Raw genomic sequence first — 18,662 nt, 5'->3', positions numbered from 1 at the left:
CGGATTTTGCGGCGAACATTACGGAAGACGGTCCCGAAGGACTGTCGTCGGAGGTGTCCACACCGACTCGGCTTCCTGCGGGTCGGGGTGGACTGCTGTCCGGTCCACTCCAGATTCACCGTGCACAAGGGGTTGCCACCGTTTGGGAGCTGTCTCTAGGGTGCGGCAACAACGCATCTTTCTGGATCTTCTCCGAAACTTTCGGTCCCACCCGGGGCGGTCGTGGACGCGCCGTCCCTACCCCAAGGAGCACAAGATGGGCGACCGGGCACTGTCCCGCCGCGGCTTTCTGGCGGCCTCCGCCGCGGCCGGCCTGGGCATGACGGCACTGAGCGGCTGCGGCGGCGACTCGGACGGAGGGTCCTCCGACGGGACGACCACGATCGAGTGGTGGAACATCTCGACCACCGAACCCACGAAGACCGTCTGGGCCGGCCTCGCCAAGAAGTTCGAGGCGCAGAACCCCAAGGTGAAGGTAAAGATCACCCAGCTCGAGAACGACGCCTACAAGTCGAAGATGACGGCGCTGACCGCCTCCGGGAAGCTGCCGGACATCTTCCACACCTGGGGCGGCGGTGTGCTGAAGCAGCAGGTGGACGCCGGCCTCGTGGAGGACCTCACCGACCGGACCAAGCCATGGGTCGACGGCATGCTGTCGACGGCGAAGCAGCCGTACCTCATCGACGACAAGACGTACGGCATCCCGTTCGACATCGGCATGATCGGGTTCTGGTACAACAAGGCGCTCTTCAAGCAGGCCGGCATCAGCGAGCCGCCCACCACCTGGAGCGGCTTCCTCGACGCCGTGAGGAAGCTGAAGGCGAAGAACATCACGCCCATCGCCCTGGCCGGCAAGGAGAAGTGGCCGGGCATGTACTACTGGGCCTACCTCGCCATGCGCACGGCCGGCATCCAGGAGCTCCAGAAGGCCAACGACAGCAAGGACTTCACCGCCCCGGGCCTGGTCCAGGCCGGTCAGCACCTGGAGGACCTGGTCAAACTCCAGCCGTTCCAGAAGGGGTTCCTCGGGGCCGCCTACTCCACGCCCACCGGACAGGCCGCCACCATGGGCAACGGCAAGGCCGCCATGGAGCTCATGGGCCAGTGGGCACCGGTCGTCGAGGCCGACTCGGGCAAGGGCCTCGGCTCCAACCTCGGCTTCTTCCCCTTCCCGGCCGTCGAGGGCGGAAAGGGCGTGATCACCGAGGTGTTCGGCGGTGGCGGCGGCCATGCCCTGCGCAAGGGCGCACCGCAGGCGGCCGTCGACTTCCTGAAGTTCTTCGCCTCCGAGGCCACCGACCTCGAACTCGTCAAGAAGACCAACACCCTCCCGGTCGTGCCCGGCGCTGAGAAGGCCCTCTCCGACCCCAACACCAAGGCCGTACAGGCCCAGTTGAAGGGTGCCACCGGCTTCCAGCTCTACCTCGACCAGGCGTACGACCCCGCGGTCGGCCAGGAGGTCAACGACAGCGTCGCCGCGCTCATGGCCGGGTCCAAGTCCCCCGAGCAGGTCACGCAGTCGATCACCAAGACCGCGAAGGAAGCGTAGTCACCGGCGATGACCTCGACCTACCTCCCGGACAAGCGGACGGGCCCCGATGTCGCCACCCCGTCCCCGGCCGCCAAGTCGGCCCGGGGACGGGCGCGCCGGCGCCTGGTGAACTGGCTCACCGCGGTCGGCTTCCAGGTGCCTGCGCTGGTGCTGTTCATCGGGCTGGTGCTGCTGCCGATGCTGTTCGCGCTGTACGCCGCCTTCTTCCGCTGGGGCGGCTTCGGCATGCCCTCCGACTACATCGGCGGCGACAACTTCACCCGCCTGTTCCAGGACGACGTCTTCCTCGGCGACCTGTGGCGCTGTGTGCTGCTCGTCCTGCTCTCGCTCGTGCTGCAACTGCCGTTCGCGCTCGCCATGGCCGTCGCCCTGAACCAGCGGCTGCGCGGCCGGGCCGTCTACCGGATGCTGTTCTTCGCGCCGTACGTCCTGTCCGAGGCCATCACCGGCGTGCTGTTCAGCATGGTCTTCGCCCCGGACGACGGACTGGCCGACCACGTCCTCGGCGCCATCGGCCTGGACGCGCTCGGCGGCGAGTGGTTCGCCGACCCCTCCTGGGTCATGGCGACCCTCTTCCTCGTCATGACGTGGAAGTACTTCGGCTTCCACATGATGCTCTGCCTGGCCGGACTCCAGTCCATCCCGGCCGAGTTGAACGAGGCGGCACTGATCGACGGCGCGAACCCCTGGCAGCGCTTCCGCAACGTCACGCTGCCGCTGCTCGCGCCCACCCTGCGCATCAGCGTCTTCCTCTCCGTCATCGGGTCCATCCAGCTCTTCGACCTGGTGTGGGTGATCACCCAGGGCGGCCCCGACCACCACTCCGAGACGATGGCCGTGACCATGTTCCAGTACGGCTTCAAGCGCTACCAGGTCGGCTACGCCAGCGCGATCAGCGTGGTCATGTTCGGCATCTGCCTCGTCTTCGCCCTCGCCTACCAGCGGTTCGTGCTCCGCCGCGACCTCGAAGGGGCCACCACGAACATGAGGGGGGACGGCAAGTGAAGACCCTGCGCCAACTGCCGCTGCACGTGGTGCTCGTCGTGGTCGGCTCGGTGATCGTCGTACCCTTGCTGTACGCCGCGCTGTCCGGCTTCAAGTCCACCGACGAGCTCTCCCGCAACCCCTTCGGACTGCCCGAGCACTGGCTGACCGGCAACTACACCGACATCCTCGGTTCCGGCGACTTCTGGCGGCTGCTGGGCAACAGCACGCTGGTGGCGGTGGTGACGACCCTGCTCGTGGTCGCCGTGTCCGCCCTCGCGGCTTTCTCCTTCGCCCGGTTCGCCTTCCGTGGGCGGGAGCTGATGTTCACCTTCTTCACGATGGGGCTGATGTTCCCTCCCGCGGTGGCCGCCCTGCCCCTCTTCCTCCTGCTGCGCCACCTCGGCCTGCTGGACAACCCGCTCGGCGTGATCCTCCCGCAGGCCGCCTTCGGGCTGCCGATGACCATCATCATCCTGCGCGGGTTCTTCCGGCAGATCCCCGGCGAGCTGGAGGAGGCGGCCACGCTCGACGGCTGCACCGCGTTCGGGTTCTTCTGGCGGGTGCTGCTGCCGATGGCCCGGCCCGCGCTCGGCACGGTCTCCGTGCTCGCCGTCGTCACCAGCTGGAACAACTTCATGCTGCCGCTGCTGGTGTTCACCGACTCCAAGTGGTGGACGCTGCCCCTCGGCGTCGCGCAGTTCCAGGGGCAGTACTCGGCCGATTACGCCCGTGTCTTCGCCTACCTCTTCCTGGCGATGGTCCCGGCCCTCGCCCTCTACTCGGTCGCCGAGCGCCAGCTCGTCGGCGGCCTCACCGCCGGCGCCACCAAGGGATGACGTCCGCCGGCGGACGTACGGCCCCGCACCACACACCGTGAGGAGTCGCACCATGCGCAAGACCACCCGTCTCAGACTCGCCGGCGCGCTCGCCGCCGCCGTGGTCGCGGCCGGCCTCGCAGGCGGCCCCGCCGCCCAGGCGAGCCCGAAACAGCCGACGCTCGCGGAGCTGGCCCAGCGCCACGGCCGCTACTTCGGCAGTGCCACCGACAACCCCGAACTCACCGACACCGTCTACAAGTCACTGCTCGGCCGCGAGTTCGACATGATCACGCCCGGCAACGGCATGAAGTGGTATGCCACCGAGCCTCAGCAGGGCGTCTTCGACTGGACCAACGGCGACGAGATCGTGAACCTCGCCCGCAGGAACCACCAGCGGGTGCGCGCCCACACCCTCGTCTGGCACAGCCAGTTGCCGGGCTGGCTCACGAGCCGCGAGTGGACGGCCGACGAGCTCCGCGCCGTCCTGAAGAACCACATCCAGACGGAGGTACGGCACTACCGCGGCAAGGTCTACTCCTGGGACGTCGTCAACGAGGCCTTCAACGAGGACGGCACCTACCGCGAGACCCTCTGGTACAAGACGCTCGGCCCCGGCTACATCGCCGACGCCCTGCGCTGGGCCCACCAGGCCGACCCGCACGCCAAGTTGTACCTCAACGACTACAACCTCGAGGCCGTCGGCCCGAAGTCCGACGCCTACTACCAGCTGGCCAAGGACCTCAAGGCGCGGCACGTCCCGCTCGACGGCATCGGCCTCCAGGCTCATCTCGCCCTGCAGTACGGCTATCCGGCCACCCTGGAGGACAACCTCCGCCGCTTCTCGCAGCTGGGGCTCGACACCGCGCTCACCGAGGTCGACGTGCGCATGCTCCTGCCCGCGGACGATGCGAAGCTGGCCACGCAGGCCCAGTGGTACGGGGACCTGACCAGGGCCTGTCTGGCGGTACGGCGGTGCGTCGGCATCACGGTGTGGGACTACACCGACAAGTACTCGTGGATCCCGGGGTTCTTCCCCGGAGAGGGCGCGGCCCTGCCCTGGGACGAGCAACTCCGGCCCAAACCCGCATACTTCGCGATCCGTCAGGCACTCGGAGGCAAGTAGCGGTCCACGCAGGGGATTCCGGAACGCCCCGGGGGTGCAGTGGGGAGCACCGCCGGGGTCCGGCACCCCCGGTCAGGGAGCCGGGGATGCTGTGCTCGACCGCACCACCAGCTCCGTGCCCAGCTCCACGCGCGGCGAGTCCGGCTGTTCGCCGTGCGCCAGGCGCAGCGCCGTACGGACCGCCAACTTGCCCATGTCCGCCAGCGGTTGGCGGACGGTGGTGAGCGGGGGAGCCGACCAGCTGACCTCCGGAAGGTCGTCGAAGCCGACCACGCTCATGTCCTGCGGCACCCTGAGGCCACGCCGGCGCAGGGCCTCGATCGCGCCGAGGGCCATCTGGTCACTGGCCGCGAAGACGGCGGTCGGCGGTTCGGGCAGGTCCAGCAGGGCGTTGCAGCCGGTGAAACCGGATTCGGGGTGGAAGTCGCCGGGGACGACGAGGGTTTCGTCGGGTGTCACACCGGTGCCCTCCAGGGCGGCGCGGTAGCCGTCGAGGCGGGCGCGGGAGCACAGCAGCCGGGGCGGGCCCGCGATCAGGCCGATCCTGCGGTGCCCCAGCGACAGCAGATGCTCGGTGGCCGCCAGGCCGCCCGACCAGTTGGCGGCGCCGATCGTTGGGATACCGAGGGCGGGGGAGCCGGCCGGGTCGACGACGACCAGCGGGACGCCCAGGACGCGCAACTCCTGGTGCACGAGCGGCTCCAGCGCAGAGGTCACGAGGATCACCCCGTCCGAGGCACGGGCCCTGAGGTTGCGCATCCATTCGCGGGCGTCACCCGAGCGGCCGTGGATCGCCGACACCACCGTGCCGACCCCGGCCGTGTGCGCCACCTCCTCCACACCGCGGATGATCTCCACCGCCCAGGGGCTGTCGAGGTCGTCGAAGACCAGGTCGAGCAGGGCGGCACGGGTGCCCGGGGCGGCGGCGCGCCTGCGGTAGCCGTGCCGCAGCAGCAGCTCCTCGACCCGGGCGCGGGTGCTCGGCGAGACGTCGGAACGGCTGTTGAGCACCCGGGACACGGTCGGCGCCGACACCCCCGCCTGTTGGGCGATCTCCGTGATCGTGACCCTGCCGCGGGTCTGGGACGGCCCTGCGTCGCGGGCCCGGTCTGCTGCCACTGCCCCCACCTCCGTCGACGCGGCTGCGAAACGCCCGGAAGTCTTCCGGGAAGCGGCCGTTCATGGGAAGGGAGACCACGTCCGGGCAACACGCGATGACCGTGGCACGCACGGGGAACTACACGGAGTGATCGGCCCCGGACATGCGTCGGGGCCGGCTCGCAGCATGTCTCTGCGACCGGCCCCTCAAGTCTCCGGGCGGCGAGGCGCACCGCCCGTCCGCCCTCAGGCGGCCGTCATCACCTGGCTGGCGCCCGGCGGGCGGTGCGGGGCGATGATCTTGCCGTCGGGCAGGAGCTCACCAGTGTCCTCGAAGAGCAGAACGCCGTTGCACAGCAGACTCCAGCCCTGCTCCGGGTGGTGCGCCACAAGTCGGGCGGATTCCCGGTCGGCTGAGTCGGCTGTCGGACACGGTGGCTGGTGCTGGCACATTGATGGGATCTTTCGCTCTGTCGTGATGTGTGAGATGGCTGTCTTGTCTGTTCCGCGGCTTGAAGCTCCGTTCATGGCCGCCCCCCGTAGTGATAATTCGGTCCAGTCCCAGTGTTGCCCCACGGGCGTCGTTCCGCAGGGATTTAGCCGCACCACTTCTCACAGGTTGATGACGCATCACCCGCGCGGACGGTTCAGTCCAACTGCACTGTCACTTCGGGTGGTTCTCGCTGGCCGGATGGGGCTAGTCCGTACTGGTCAGAGAGCCTTTTCGGCTCGTACGAGCAAGTGATGGCTCGTACGAGCGCATTGCCGAACGGAAAAACGACGTACCCCGCCATCCGGAATTCCGGGGCGGGGTACGAAAAGTGTTCGCGCGGCTGCGATCAGGCCGGCGAGCCCAGCAGCGGGACGGGAGTCACCCGATGGGTCAGCACCGGGAGGAGTTCGGCGACGCGGTGCGGGCGATGGGCCGCGATGCCGGGTGGGGCCGGCGCCAGCGGGACGAGCAGATCCGTGGCGGCCGGGTGGCCGGTGGCGCCGTCCGCGGTGCAGTCCCCGTGCAGCCACAGCGTGAGCATGTAGAGCCCGGGTACCGAGAGCAGACGCGGCTGGTACGACTGCGGCATCGACTCGGCCTGGCGCAGGGCGCGTTCGGTGGAGGTGATGTAGGGGCCCTCGAAGAAGCGCGAGAACGCCCAGCCGTCCGGGGTCAGCATGGTGTCCGCCGCGGCCACCGCGCGATCGTCGCAGCGGATCAGGAAACGCCACCCGGCCAGCCGGGTGGCGGACGCGCCCGCGGGGGTCAGCCGGTCCAGTACGTGTACGGGCAGCGGCAGTTCGGGAGTGGCCGGCGCTTGGGCGTGGAGCAGGGAGGGGGTCCGGGCCTCGCGTACCGCGGTGGGGGAACCGAGCGCGGTGAGAACGGTGCGTAGGGCAGGTGCGGGAGCCGGGGGGACATGCAGCGGCATGGTGGGTCGCCTCTCATTCGACAGGCACGGTGGCGCGAGGGCGGGGCGGGGGCGGACGGCGCTGTCTGCTCACGGGGCCAGAGGGCCGGTGGCCGGACCCGGGCACGCGGGAACGTGGGTGAGGCCTGCCGCACGTGCTCGACGGCAGGTTCCATGACCGTTGGTGCCCGACACTCTGTCTTGTTCGCGGAGTTTATACGACCTGCGTTCTCACAATGTTTCGGCTAGTCGTTTCCGGTGCACCCGGCAAGGCTGTATACGGTCGGCGATTCGCGGGGATTCTCCCGATTCTGATCCGGCCGCGCGGCGGTGACCTCGGAAGACGCCCTGGAAGGGGTCGGCCAATTCTCGTCGGCGTTTTTCACGAGTTCGCGGTGGACCGGAAACTGCGGCATGTCCATGCCTAATGAATGTGCCTCCGGTCACATCCATCAGAGTAGCGCCCGCCGGGCCCGCGCGGGGACGTTATCGATCGCCGAGGCTGGGCATCATTGCACGTGACCCCGACACCGGCGGCCGGGATCTTGGGCCGCACATCCGAGGAGGGACGCTTCGATGGGGGAGAAGGTCGTGGCAGGCGGGTTCGACCTGTCCGATCGGCAGCGCTACCGGGACAAGCTCCGCAGGTGCCTGACGGGACTGGAGCGGCTCCTGGCCCAGAAGCGGTTCGACCGTCCACAGAACCTCATGGGGTTGGAGATCGAGCTGAATCTGACCGGCGGCGACGGCATGCCGAAAATGCTCAATGCTCAGGTCCTCGAACGCATCGCGAGCCGTGATTTCCAAACAGAACTCGCCATGTTCAATCTGGAAGTCAACATAGCCCCCCATCGATTGGGTGGGAGGGTATTCGACCGGCTCGCGGAGGAACTGAGGACGTCACTGGCATATGCCGACCGAAAAGCGGGCGAGCTCGACGCGGGAATCGTGATGATCGGCATTCTGCCGACCCTCGACCGGGACGATCTGATCTCGTCCAACCTCTCCGACGTCGACCGCTACGCCCTGCTCAACGAGCAGATCGTGGCGGCCCGCGGCGAGGACTTCGTCCTCGACATCGAGGGGGTGGAACGCCTCAACTGCACCTCGAAGTCCATCGCGCCGGAAGCCGCGTGCACCTCTGTACAGCTGCATCTCCAGGTCACCCCGGACCGCTTCGCCGACGTCTGGAACGCCGCGCAGGCCGTGGCCGCCGCCCAGATCGCCGTCGGCGCCAACTCGCCCTTCCTGTTCGGGCGTGAGCTGTGGCGCGAGTCCAGGCCGCCGCTGTTCCAGCAGTCCACCGACACCCGCCCGCCGGAGCTCCAGGCCCAAGGGGTGCGCCCGCGCACCTGGTTCGGCGAGCGGTGGATCACCTCGGCGCACGACCTCTTCGACGAGAACCTGCGCTTCTTCCCCGCCCTGCTGCCGATCTGCGACGAGGAGGACCCGCTCGAGGTCCTGGACGCGGGCGGCGTCCCCAAGCTCGCCGAACTCGTCCTGCACAACGGCACGGTGTACCGCTGGAACCGCCCGGTCTACGGCATCGCCGACGGCGTCCCGCACCTGCGCGTGGAGAACCGCGTCCTGCCCGCCGGGCCCACCATCACCGACGTCATCGCCAACGCGGCCTTCTACTACGGCCTCGTGCGCGCCCTCGCCGAGGAGTCCCGGCCGGTGTGGACGCGGCTGCCCTTCGAGGCGGCGGCGGCCAACTTCGACGCCGCGTGCAAGGACGGGATCGAGGCCCGCCTCGAGTGGCCGCGGCGCGGCCGGTACGGCGGCCTCACCCAGGTCGACGCGGTGAGCCTCGTACGCGACGAGCTCCTGCCGCTCGCCGAGACGGGCCTGGAGGCGTGGGGCGTCGAGCCCGCCGACCGGGATCTGTACCTCGGTGTCATCGAGGAGCGCTGCCGGCGCCGGGCCAACGGCGCGTCCTGGCAGGCGGCGACCTTCCACCGGGCCCTGGAAGCGGGGCTGTCGCGGGATGCCGCGCTGGCCGCCACGACGCGCAGGTACAGCCAGTTGATGCACCTGGGGGACCCGGTGCACACCTGGCCGGTGGGGCTGCCGGAGCCGGTGCCCACGGGGTGAGTGGCGGCCGGCCCGGGGACGGCCGCGTCAGTCGTCGCCCTGCGAGCCCGCCGCCACGATCGCCTTCAGGATCACCGCCTGGATCTGCGAGGGGCTGCTGACCGACTGGCCCGAACCGCCCGTCGCCTTCGCGATCTCCTGGGCCTCCGCCCGGTCGGCGTCAGGGCCCACGGCGATCATGATGAGCGGCACCGGGCGCTGGGGGTCGGTGAGCTTCTGGAGCCTGTTGACGAGCTCGCCACGAGAGATGCTGCCCGGGTCCTGGTTGGCGCCGTCGGTCAGCACGACCAGTGCGTTGAACTTCCCCTTGGCGTAGGTCGAGGTCGCCGCCCGGTACGCCGCGAGCGTGGTGTCGTAGAGCCCGGTGGCCCCGTCCGGTACCGGCTTGAGACCGTTGAACGCCGCCGAGAGCCGGTCGCGTTGGGTGCCGGCGCCCTTGTGGTCGCCGAGCCGCTCGGTGGGCACCAGGACGCGGTAGTCCTTGTCACCGTCCAGCTTCGTGGAGAACTCCCACAGGCCGATCTCGTCCTCGGGCGTGAACGTGGCGAGGGCCTGCAGCAATGAACCCTTGGTGACGTCCATGCGCGACTGGCCGGTGTCCGGCACCGGTTCCGACATGGACGAGGAGGCGTCCACGACCGTGGTGATCCGGGCGCTCTGCACGGTGATCGTCCACATGCCGAGGGCTTCCTGGAGCGCGACGGCCGGGGCCGGCTTCGGGGGTTCGTCCGCGTACGGCTGCGGGCTGCTGCCGCCGGCCTTGGCGACCACCGCCTGCGGCGTCTCGTCCTCGGAGGCGCGGAAGCCGTGCTCCCGCAGGATCTGCAGCTGCGCGGGCCGGCGCAGGAAGTTCATGAAGCGCAGCGCGGCCCGGCTCTGGTCGGTGCTGAGCTCGCCGACCATCGCGTACGGGTAGTCCAGCCGGGGCGAGCCGTCCTTGGGATAGAACATGTCCACGCCGGTGCCGCTGTCGGCCGAGGAGTTGTGGGCGTACGCCGCCTGCTCGGACAGCACCAGCGCCTGGTTCCGCTTCGGATTGCCCAGCTCGGTGCCCGAGGAGTCGCGGGGGAGCGTGTCCACGACCTGGCCGTCAGTGTCCGAGGTGCGCTGCGACAGCGCCTTCATCATGGCCACGGCCTGGGTGTCGCCGTCCTTCGTCCCGGCGGCGGCCGCGCTGAGCTGGGTGAGGGCGAGCAGTCCGGTGGCACTGCGCGCGGGGTCGGCCGCGCCCAACTTGAGCGAGTCGCCCTGCATGGCGGCGCCGGCCAGCTCGGTCCAGCTGTACGTCTTCTGCGGCCAGCCCAGCGACTTCGCGGCCTGCGGCACCATGGCGACACCGATCGGCGTCGAGGCGACCGTGCCCGCCGTGGTGGCCTCGACCGCGCTGTTGTTGGCGGTGATCCGGTCGACCCATAAATCCGAGTCGGGGACCCACAGCTGCACATCGGTCCTGCGGCCCGCGCCTAGCGTGTCCGCGACCTTGTACGAGTCGCGGGCCGTCACGGCGACCGCGAGGCAGCGGCCGTCGGAGGTGATGTTGTCGGTGTGGGCCTGCCGTGCCGCGGCCGCGAGGGCCGGGGCGATGTCCGGCGAGGCGGCCAGCGTCAGCCGCAGCGGATCGTCCTGGCAGGAGGGGCCGAACGACAGCAGCCCGCTTCTGGCGGCGGCCGCCGTGCCGCCGGCGACGGTGAGGACGAGTGCCGTGGCGACGGCCACCGTGCGGCGTCGTGAACGTGGGCGGGGGTCGCTGCGGCCCGCCCCATACTGATCGGGCAAGCTGTGACGTCCCATGACGGGGTGCACCTCCCTGTTGAACCTCGCGGCGGATTTCGGCCGTAAGGCAGGTAAAAGGGAGGTACGCCCCGTACGGCGCCCGTCCCCCCGACGGCCTGTCGCGCACGATCTTCGTAACTTCTTTCGAGACCCTAGCGGGGCTGCGGTGGGCATGAGGCTGGATTACTCAACTGGAGGCAGGTGTGCAGGCAGAGGCTGAGCCGGTGGCCGATTCTGTTCCGCCGGAACGGCCCTCGCGGCGGATTCTCCGTGACGAGACCCTGCTCGTTCTGGGGCTTTCGCTCGGTGCGAGTGGTGTGTCCGCACTGATCAGTTTTGTCGGATCGGTCACGAAACCAGGGGGTCTGAAGGATCAGGCGGCGACCCTCAACGCGTCGGCGGCGCCGGGGCGTCCATGGCTCGATCTCGCCTGGCAGCTGTTCGGGATCGCGACGGCGCTGGTGCCCGTCGCCCTCGTCGCCCATCTGCTGATGCGCGAGGGCCGCAGCATGCGCACGATCGGGTTCGACCGCACCCGGCCCTGGCCGGACCTCGGCCGCGGCGCCGGCGTCGCGGCGCTGATCGGCAGCACCGGGATCGCCTTCTACCTGGCCGCACGGGGGCTGGGCTTCAACCTCACGGTGGTGCCGGAGGCGCTGCCCGACGTGTGGTGGAAGTACCCGGTGCTGGTGCTCTCGGCGATGCAGAACGCGATCCTCGAGGAGGTCGTCGTCGTCGGGTATCTGCTGCGGCGGCTGGGGCAGTTGGGCTGGACGCCCGGCTCGGCGCTGGTGGCCAGTTCCGTACTCCGCGGCAGCTATCACCTTTACCAGGGCATCGGCGGGTTCATCGGCAACATGGTGATGGGCCTGGTGTTCGTGTTCCTCTACCGCCGGTGGGGGCGGGTGGGCCCCCTGGTGGTGGCGCATTCCCTGCTCGACATCGGGGCGTTCGTCGGATACGCGCTGCTGGCCGGCAAGGTGGGCTGGCTGCCGACGGCCTGACGTACGGCTACGCCAGCAGCTCGCCCTCGATCGTGGTGACCGCGCGGCCGCTCAGCAGGGTGCGGTCACCGCGCAGCTCGGTGCGGACGCGGCCGGCGCGGGGCGAGGCCTGCAGGCCGGTGAGGACGGCGCTGCCGAGGCGCGGGGACCAGTAGGGGGCGAGGGCCGTGTGGGCGCTGCCGGTGACCGGGTCCTCGTCGATGCCGACGTTCGGGAAGAAGCAGCGGGAGACGAAGTCATAGCCCCTGGACGGGTCCTCGGCCCGGGCGGTGGCGATGATGCCGCGCTCGGAGTAGGCGCCGAGCGCCTTGTGGTCCGGTGTGAGCGCGTGGATCGACTTCTCGTCGGCCAGCTCAACCACCAGATCGCCGACGTTCGGCCCGGTGTCGAAGGCGCAGCGCGGCTCGGCGCCCAGCGCATCGGCGACGCCGGCCGGGATCTCCACCTCGGTGAGCGGCGCGGTCGGGAAGTCCAGCGTGATCGAGCCGTCCTCCCCGGGCGTCGCCACGAGCACTCCGCTACGGGTGGCGAACCGCACCACGCCCACGTGCGCGCCGGTGCTCCGCAGGACGTGCGCCGTCGCCAGCGTGGCATGGCCGCACATCCGCACCTCGGCCACCGGCGTGAACCACCGCAGCGCCCAGTCGGCCTCCCCGCCCTCCGGCAGCCGATGCGCGAACGCCGTCTCGGCATGATTGACCTCAAGAGCGACCCGCTGCATCCACGCGTCCTCCGGGAAGGACTCGAGCAGCAGCACACCGGCGGGATTCCCGCCGAACGGACGATCGGTGAAGGCGTCGACGACTCGGATTCGCATACGTCGACGCTAGGCCGAGGTGGCCCGGCCCACCAAGGCCAATTCGCGGCCGCTGGACTGATTTAGCCGTCAACGGTCTCGGCGTGGCCGCCACCGGCTGACAGGCTGTACAGAAAGGCGTTGACAGTTCAGCCCCGTCCCAGGAGGCCGTCATGTCCCAGCCGTCCGTGCTTGCCGCTCTGCTGTCCGGGTTGCGGGGTGGATCGATCGAAATCGTCGATCTCACGTCGCCGCTGTCGGCGACGACGCCGGTGATCCAGTTGCCACCCCAGTTCGGGCAGACGCAGACCTTCGAGCTGGAGGAGATCAGCCGGTACGACGACCGGGGGCCGGCCTGGTACTGGAACAACTTCCGCAGCGGTGAGCACACAGGGACCCATTTCGACGCGCCGGTGCACTGGGCCACCGGCAAGGACCTCGGCGACGTGGCGTCGGTGCCGGCCGGCAGGCTGATCGCGCCGGCGGCCGTGCTGGACTTCTCCGCGGCGGCCGCCAAGGACCCCGACTTCCTGGTCGAGGTCGACCACATCAAGACCTGGGAGGCCGACAACGGTCCCCTGCCCGAAGGCGGCTGGCTGCTGCTGCGCACCGGCTGGGACACCCGCTCCCAGTCGCAGGAGGAGTTCCTGAACGCCGACGAGAACGGCCCGCACACCCCCGGCCTGTCGCCGGAGTGCGCCCGCTGGGTCGCCGAGGAGGCACCCGTGATCGGGCTCGGCGTGGAGACGGTCGGCACGGACGCGGGGCTGGCCCACTCCTTCGAACCGCCCTTCCCGTGCCACTCCCACCTGCTCGGCAGCGGCAAGTACGGCCTCACCCAGCTCCAGAATCTGGGCGCCCTGCCCCCGACCGGTGCCCTCGTCGTCGCGGGACCGCTGCCCATCGTCTCCGGATCCGGCGCCCCTGCCCGCGTACTCGCCCTGGTGGAGCGGTCGTGAAGGTCGCCGAAGCCGTCGGGCGGGCCCTGGCCGCGTCCGGGGTCGACCATGTCTTCGGCGTCGTCGGCTCGGGCAACTTCCATCTGACCAACGCCATGGTGGCGGCGGGCGCGCGGTTCGTCGCCGCACGCCACGAGGGCGGCGCGGCGACCATGGCGGACGCGTACGCCCGCACGAGCGGGGCACCGGCCGCGCTCAGCGTCCATCAGGGACCCGGCCTGACCAACGCCCTCACCGGTATCACCGAGGCGGCCAAGAGCCGTACGCCCCTGCTCGTGCTGGCCGCCGAGGCGACCGAGCAGCGCTCCAACTTCCGTATCGACCAGGCCCTTGCCGCGCACGCCGTAGGAGCCGTCACCGCACGCCTGACGACCGCGCACGACGCGGTCGAACAGGCCCTCGCCGCCCTGCGCCGGGCCAAGCACGAACGCCGCACCGTCCTCCTCAACCTCCCGCTGGAGGTCCAGGCCCTCGACGTGCCGGACGGGGTGTCCGTCGCCGGCGTGCGGATTCCCGAACCGCAGCCCGTCGAGCCGTCCCGGAAGGCGCTGGCGGAGCTGGCGCAGGCACTCGAGGCCGCCCGGCGCCCCGTCTTCGTGGCCGGCCGCGGCGCCCGCACCCCCGGCAGCCGCGACGCCCTCGCCGCACTCGCCGAGCGGCACGGCGCCCTGCTCGCCACCTCGGCCGTCGCCCGCGGCCTGTTCCACGGCGACCGCTTCTCGCTCGACGTGTCCGGCGGCTTCGCCCCGCCGCTGGTGGCCGAACTCCTCCAGGGCGCCGACCTCATCGTCGGCTGGGGCTGCGCCCTGAACATGTGGACCATGCGCCACGGCCGTCTGATCGGCCCCGGAGCGACCGTCGTCCAGGTCGACGACGACCCGGAGGCCCTCGGCGCACACCGGGAGATCGACCTCGGCGTCACCGGTGACGTGGAGCTCACGGCACGGCGGGTCCTGGAGACGCGAGGGAAGACCCGCGAGGGGTACCGGACCCCGGAGATCGCCACCGCCCTCGCCGCAAGCGGCCGGTGGCGCGACGTCCCCTACGAGGACGAGGGCACCCGGGAGCGCATCGACCCGCGGACGCTCAGCATCGGGCTCGACGACATCCTGCCCGCCGAGCGGGTGGTCGGCGTCGACTCGGGCAACTTCATGGGCTACCCGAGCGCGTACCTCGCGGTGCCGGACCACAACGGCTTCTGCTTCACCCAGGCTTTCCAGTCGATCGGCCTGGGCCTCGCGACCACGATCGGCGCGGCCCTCGCGCAGCCCGACCGCCTGCCCGTGGCCACCCTCGGCGACGGCGGTGCGCTGATGAGCGCCGTGGAGCTCGACACCGTGCGCCGCCTCGGCCTGCCGATGGTGGTCGTCGTCTACAACGACGAGGGCTACGGGGCGGAGGTCCACCACTTCGGCCCCGACGGCTTCCCGCTCGGCACGGTCACCTTCCCGGAGACGGACATCGCCGCCGTGGCCCGCGGCTACGGCTTCGAGGCGGTGACCGTCCGCACCCCGGCCGACCTCAAGGCCGTGCGGGACTGGGTCGCCGGTCCGCGCTCGGCACCTCTGTTGATCGACGCCAAGGTGACCCGCGACCACGGCTCCTGGTGGCTGGAGGAGGCGTTCCGCGGCCACTGAGGCCGCCCCGACAACCGCTGGGGCTCAACGGGCCCGGCCCTGACCTGGGGCCGGGCCCTTCCGCTGTCGTATTTCCGCCAGACCTTGTCTTCCGAACTATTCCGATATATCGTTGACGCATCGCGACAGATCAACGATGGAATGGAAGTGATTGCGATGCGTTCCCATGGATTCGAGCGTGGACACGGTGGACCCGGCTCCCGCGGCCGGGGTGGTTTCGAGAGCCGGCGCGGTGCCTTCGGTCCCTTCGGGCCGGGCGGCCCGGGCGGCGGCGGCCACGGCCCCGGTTTCGGTTTCGGCGGTCCCGGCTTCGGCCCGGGCCCCTGGGGCCCACGAGGACGGGGCGGACCCCGCGGCAGGGCACGGCGAGGCGACGTAAGGGCGTCGATCCTGGCCCTGCTGAAGGACCGGCCCATGCACGGTTACGAGATGATCCAGGAGATCGCCGAGCGCAGTGGCGGGGCGTGGAAGCCCAGCCCCGGTTCGGTGTACCCCACCCTCCAGCTGCTGGAGGACGAGGGTCTGATCACCAGTGCGAGCGAGGGCGGCAAGAAGCTGTTCTCCCTCACCGAGACGGGCCGCGCGGCGGCCGACGAGGGCCCGGAAGCGCCCTGGGAGGAAGCCTCCCGCGGCATCGACTTCGAGGCTCTCGGTGAGATCCGGCAGGCCGGCTTCGGTCTGATGGAGGCATTCGGCCAGGTCTGGAAGACCGGCAGCAAGGAGCAGCGCGAGAAGGCGCTGACCGTCATCAACGAAGCCCGCAAGAAGCTGTACCTGATCCTCGCCGACGAGGACTGACCGGGCTCGTCGAGGACCGGCGGCCTCCCCGCCGTGAAGAAGGCGCCCCGTGGAACCTCCACGGGGCGCCTTCGTGTGTCCGCGCCCTCAGGTCACCAGTCCGGCCAGCTTCCGCAGCGACTCGGTGAGCGCCGCCGTCGCAGAGTCCTTGAGCTTGCCCGCCATCAGGGACACCGCCGCGCCCGTGAACTCACTGTCGACACGGACCGTCGTGGCGTCGCCGTCCGGGGTCAGCGTGTAGCGGTTGACCAGGCTCACCGCCATCGGGCCCTTGCCCCGGGTGGCGAACACCCGGGCCGGCTCCAGCTCGTCGACGGTCCACTCGACCTCGGCCGGGAAGCCCATCAGTTTCATGTTCTCCTGGTAGGTCCCGCCCACTTCGAGGGTCTCGGGACCGCCCTTGGGGAAGCTGGTGTGGGTCGCGTTCCACTCGCCGTACGCGGACCAGTCCGTGAGCTGCGCCCACACCTTCTCGGCGGGTGCCTCGATACGGGCCTCCGCGCTGACTTCGGCCATGCGACCACCTCTTCTGTCGGGCTCCGGTGTCGCGGAAAGTAGCCGCACGGCCTGGAACATTCAATACTGATGAACCGTCAGAAAATGTGAGCGTGTGCGGCGCCGCTCAGCCGACGTGCCGTATCAGCGCGGCGTCGAACAGGTCCCAGGCCCGCGGGAAGACGCTCTCGTCGTGGCAGTGCCAGGCGTCCCAGAACAGGTCGGCGGGCAGTGCGTCCTCCGGGGCGTACACCCGGTACACGTACTGTTTGCCGTCGACGGCCGGCAGCGACACCAGCCAGTACCTGCGCTCCATGCACCTGCTGGGACGTGCGACGGAGTGCTGTGGTTGCGCGCGTGGCGCACCGCAAGGCGGCGCGCGCCCCTGCGGGTAGAACGGCCTGATCTCATCCGTAAGGAGGAGATTCCGGCCGGCCGGGTCCACTTTGTGTGGGACGTCAAGATGCTTCCCCTCGGGGATGACCGCGGACGACGGGGCTGATGGGGTAGGGGTTGTGCAACCCCGTATCCCCCGGCAGTCGGTCGACGAGCAGGTCGTGGCACCTCGCGCGGACAACGATGCCAGGCTCACCGCCGAGCTGGCAGCGGTGGTCTCCGGTGCCCGCCGCCGGGCGGTGCGCGACGGGGACCGGCAGATCGACTCGGCCCATCTGCTGCACTCGCTCCTGGAGCACGACCCGGAGGTGCGGGCCGTCTTCGGTGAGGGGCCCGGGATCGCCCGGCTGCTCGGCTACCTCGTACAGCGCAGCATCGGCTACGGCCTGCGCTGGCAGGGCTCCGTGGAGGACTCCGGCGCGGTGCCCGTCGTGGCGCAGTCCGACGGTTTCTCGCCACTGGCCGCGGGCGCCATGGAGCACGCCTGCGAGCGCGCCGCCGCCCGTGGTGCCGGACCGGCCCGCGGCATCGACCTCCTGGCGGCGATCGTCCCCGACCCCGAGGCGCGCGCGGTCGAGGTGCTCCACCGCGCGGGCATCGACACCGGGGCCCTGATCACGGGCATCGAGGACCGGCTGGAGCGGCTGCGGTGGTCCAGCCGTTGAGACAGGTGTCAATGGGGGTGACGCTCCTGTCGTCGCCTGTCATCATGTGCCGGTGCATACGTCTGAGAGCCGTCACGGCAGCGGCAAGGGGATGGGGCTCGGGCTCGCCCTCGGGTCCGCGGTCGCCTTCGGCGGGTCCGGGGTCGCGGCGAAGCCTCTGATCGAGGCCGGACTCGACCCGCTCCACGTGGTGTGGCTGCGGGTGGCGGGCGCGGCCCTGGTGATGCTGCCGGTCGCCGTGCGCCACCGTGCCCTGCTGCTGCGCCGCCCGGCACTGCTCGCGGGGTTCGGACTGCTCGCCGTGGCCGGTGTGCAGGCCTGCTACTTCGCCGCGATCTCCCGTATCCCCGTCGGGGTCGCCCTGCTCGTCGAGTACCTCGCGCCCGCCCTCGTGCTGGGCTGGGTCCGGTTCGTGCAGCGGCGGCCGGTGACGCGCGCCGCGGCGCTCGGCGTGGTCCTCGCGGCCGGCGGCCTCGCCTGCGTCGTCGAGGTCTGGTCGGGGCTGAGCTTCGACGCCCTCGGGCTGCTGCTGGCGCTCGGCGCGGCCTGCTGCCAGGTCGGCTACTTCGTCCTGGCCGACCAGGGCAGCGACGCCGGTGACGAGGCACCCGACCCGCTCGGCGTCATCGCGTACGGCCTGCTGATCGGCGCCGTCGTCCTGACCGTGGTGGCCCGCCCCTGGACCATGGACTTCTCCGTGCTGACGGGCACCGCGCAGATGAACGGCACACCCGTCGCCGCCGTGTACCTGCTGGCCTGGATCGTGCTCGTCGCCACCGTCCTCGCCTACGTCACCGGTGTGGTGTCGGTGCGCCGGCTGTCGCCGCAGGTCGCCGGCGTCGTGGCCTGCCTGGAGGCGGTCATCGCGACGGTCCTGGCCTGGGTGCTCCTCGGCGAGCACCTGTCGGCGCCGCAGATCATCGGCGGAGCCGTCGTCCTGGCGGGCGCCTTCATCGCCCAGTCGTCGGCGCCCGCCAAGGCCTCCCCGGAGCCGGTGGCGAGCGGCGGCACGGAAACCACCTTGTCCTCCCGGGAAACCGCGGCCTAAGGTGTCGATCATGCAT

At 70.4% G+C, this 18,662-nt stretch carries 18 protein-coding genes; 11 read left to right on the top strand and 7 right to left on the bottom strand.

What is annotated here, in order from left to right:
• Positions 1–256 precede the first annotated feature (256 nt).
• From ACGFYN_RS22665 to ACGFYN_RS22650, 4 genes are read left to right on the top strand one after another with little or no spacing between them, the layout of a single operon-like run.
• Positions 257–1,549, top strand: coding sequence for an extracellular solute-binding protein (locus tag ACGFYN_RS22665; RefSeq protein ID WP_393867657.1), 1,293 nt, complete (start codon positions 257–259; stop codon positions 1,547–1,549).
• 9 nt (positions 1,550–1,558) lie between these two features.
• Entirely contained in the window at positions 1,559–2,557 is a 999-nt protein-coding gene (locus tag ACGFYN_RS22660; RefSeq protein WP_393867656.1) for a carbohydrate ABC transporter permease, read from the top strand.
• Complete coding sequence (locus tag ACGFYN_RS22655) at positions 2,554–3,375, top strand: carbohydrate ABC transporter permease (protein ID WP_393867655.1); 822 nt, start codon at positions 2,554–2,556, stop codon at positions 3,373–3,375. Before ACGFYN_RS22660 ends, ACGFYN_RS22655 begins: the two co-directional genes overlap by 4 nt.
• 52 nt (positions 3,376–3,427) lie before the next feature.
• Entirely contained in the window at positions 3,428–4,480 is a 1,053-nt protein-coding gene (locus ACGFYN_RS22650; protein WP_393867654.1) for an endo-1,4-beta-xylanase, read from the top strand.
• A 72-nt stretch (positions 4,481–4,552) separates the two neighbouring features.
• On the opposite strand, the gene ACGFYN_RS22645 is transcribed toward ACGFYN_RS22650, so the two are convergent.
• The 3 genes from ACGFYN_RS22645 to ACGFYN_RS22635 form a co-directional block, all read right to left on the bottom strand.
• Positions 4,553–5,599, bottom strand: a complete 1,047-nt coding sequence (locus ACGFYN_RS22645; protein ID WP_393867653.1) for a LacI family DNA-binding transcriptional regulator — start codon at positions 5,597–5,599, stop codon at positions 4,553–4,555.
• A gap of 225 nt (positions 5,600–5,824) precedes the next feature.
• Complete coding sequence (locus tag ACGFYN_RS22640; protein WP_393867652.1) at positions 5,825–6,031, bottom strand: DUF5999 family protein; 207 nt, start codon at positions 6,029–6,031, stop codon at positions 5,825–5,827.
• A gap of 386 nt (positions 6,032–6,417) precedes the next feature.
• Complete coding sequence (locus ACGFYN_RS22635; protein WP_393867651.1) at positions 6,418–7,002, bottom strand: hypothetical protein; 585 nt, start codon at positions 7,000–7,002, stop codon at positions 6,418–6,420.
• A gap of 555 nt (positions 7,003–7,557) precedes the next feature.
• Between ACGFYN_RS22635 and ACGFYN_RS22630 the strand changes: the two genes are divergently transcribed.
• Positions 7,558–9,075: a glutamate-cysteine ligase family protein gene (locus ACGFYN_RS22630; RefSeq protein ID WP_393867650.1), complete on the top strand. Its 1,518-nt coding sequence runs from the start codon at positions 7,558–7,560 to the stop codon at positions 9,073–9,075.
• A 27-nt stretch (positions 9,076–9,102) separates the two neighbouring features.
• Here the strand turns inward: ACGFYN_RS22630 and ACGFYN_RS22625 are convergent, their stop codons facing one another.
• A complete protein-coding gene (locus tag ACGFYN_RS22625; protein WP_393867649.1) occupies positions 9,103–10,866 on the bottom strand; it encodes a substrate-binding and VWA domain-containing protein in 1,764 nt (587 codons plus the stop codon).
• Positions 10,867–11,051: 185 nt separating this feature from the next.
• Here ACGFYN_RS22625 and ACGFYN_RS22620 point away from each other — a divergent pair, with 185 nt between their 5' ends.
• Positions 11,052–11,852, top strand: a complete 801-nt coding sequence (locus ACGFYN_RS22620; protein WP_393867648.1) for a CPBP family intramembrane glutamic endopeptidase — start codon at positions 11,052–11,054, stop codon at positions 11,850–11,852.
• Between the two features lie 7 nt (positions 11,853–11,859).
• Here ACGFYN_RS22620 and ACGFYN_RS22615 read toward each other — a convergent pair whose 3' ends face one another.
• Entirely contained in the window at positions 11,860–12,669 is an 810-nt protein-coding gene (locus ACGFYN_RS22615; protein WP_393867647.1) for a PhzF family phenazine biosynthesis protein, read from the bottom strand.
• A 152-nt stretch (positions 12,670–12,821) separates the two neighbouring features.
• Between ACGFYN_RS22615 and ACGFYN_RS22610 the strand changes: the two genes are divergently transcribed.
• From ACGFYN_RS22610 to ACGFYN_RS22600, 3 genes are all read left to right on the top strand, one after another.
• Positions 12,822–13,607, top strand: coding sequence for a cyclase family protein (locus ACGFYN_RS22610; protein ID WP_393867646.1), 786 nt, complete (start codon positions 12,822–12,824; stop codon positions 13,605–13,607).
• Positions 13,604–15,244 carry a thiamine pyrophosphate-binding protein gene (locus tag ACGFYN_RS22605; protein WP_393867645.1) on the top strand — a complete coding sequence of 547 codons (1,641 nt, stop codon included), beginning with the start codon at positions 13,604–13,606 and terminating at the stop codon, positions 15,242–15,244. Before ACGFYN_RS22610 ends, ACGFYN_RS22605 begins: the two co-directional genes overlap by 4 nt.
• 156 nt (positions 15,245–15,400) lie before the next feature.
• Positions 15,401–16,042 carry a PadR family transcriptional regulator gene (locus ACGFYN_RS22600; RefSeq protein ID WP_393867644.1) on the top strand — a complete coding sequence of 214 codons (642 nt, stop codon included), beginning with the start codon at positions 15,401–15,403 and terminating at the stop codon, positions 16,040–16,042.
• Between the two features lie 87 nt (positions 16,043–16,129).
• Here the strand turns inward: ACGFYN_RS22600 and ACGFYN_RS22595 are convergent, their stop codons facing one another.
• Both ACGFYN_RS22595 and ACGFYN_RS22590 read right to left on the bottom strand, forming a co-directional pair.
• The gene (locus ACGFYN_RS22595) at positions 16,130–16,558 is read right to left on the bottom strand and encodes an SRPBCC family protein (protein WP_393867643.1); all 429 of its coding nucleotides are present in this window, start codon (positions 16,556–16,558) and stop codon (positions 16,130–16,132) included.
• A 106-nt stretch (positions 16,559–16,664) separates the two neighbouring features.
• Positions 16,665–16,853 carry a hypothetical protein gene (locus tag ACGFYN_RS22590; RefSeq protein ID WP_393867642.1) on the bottom strand — a complete coding sequence of 63 codons (189 nt, stop codon included), beginning with the start codon at positions 16,851–16,853 and terminating at the stop codon, positions 16,665–16,667.
• Between the two features lie 199 nt (positions 16,854–17,052).
• On the opposite strand from ACGFYN_RS22590, the gene ACGFYN_RS22585 reads away from it, so the two are divergent.
• Positions 17,053–17,598 carry a Clp protease N-terminal domain-containing protein gene (locus ACGFYN_RS22585; RefSeq protein WP_393867641.1) on the top strand — a complete coding sequence of 182 codons (546 nt, stop codon included), beginning with the start codon at positions 17,053–17,055 and terminating at the stop codon, positions 17,596–17,598.
• A 46-nt stretch (positions 17,599–17,644) separates the two neighbouring features.
• On the top strand, positions 17,645–18,646 hold the full coding sequence (locus tag ACGFYN_RS22580) for a DMT family transporter (protein WP_393867640.1): 1,002 nt from the start codon (positions 17,645–17,647) through the stop codon (positions 18,644–18,646).
• The last annotated feature ends 16 nt before the right edge of the window (positions 18,647–18,662 follow it).

The sequence above is a fragment of the Streptomyces sp. NPDC048419 genome (genome assembly GCF_043200415.1).
Classification (GTDB): Bacteria; Actinomycetota; Actinomycetes; order Streptomycetales; family Streptomycetaceae; genus Streptomyces.
This window is presented reverse-complemented; position numbering and strand designations above follow the sequence as displayed.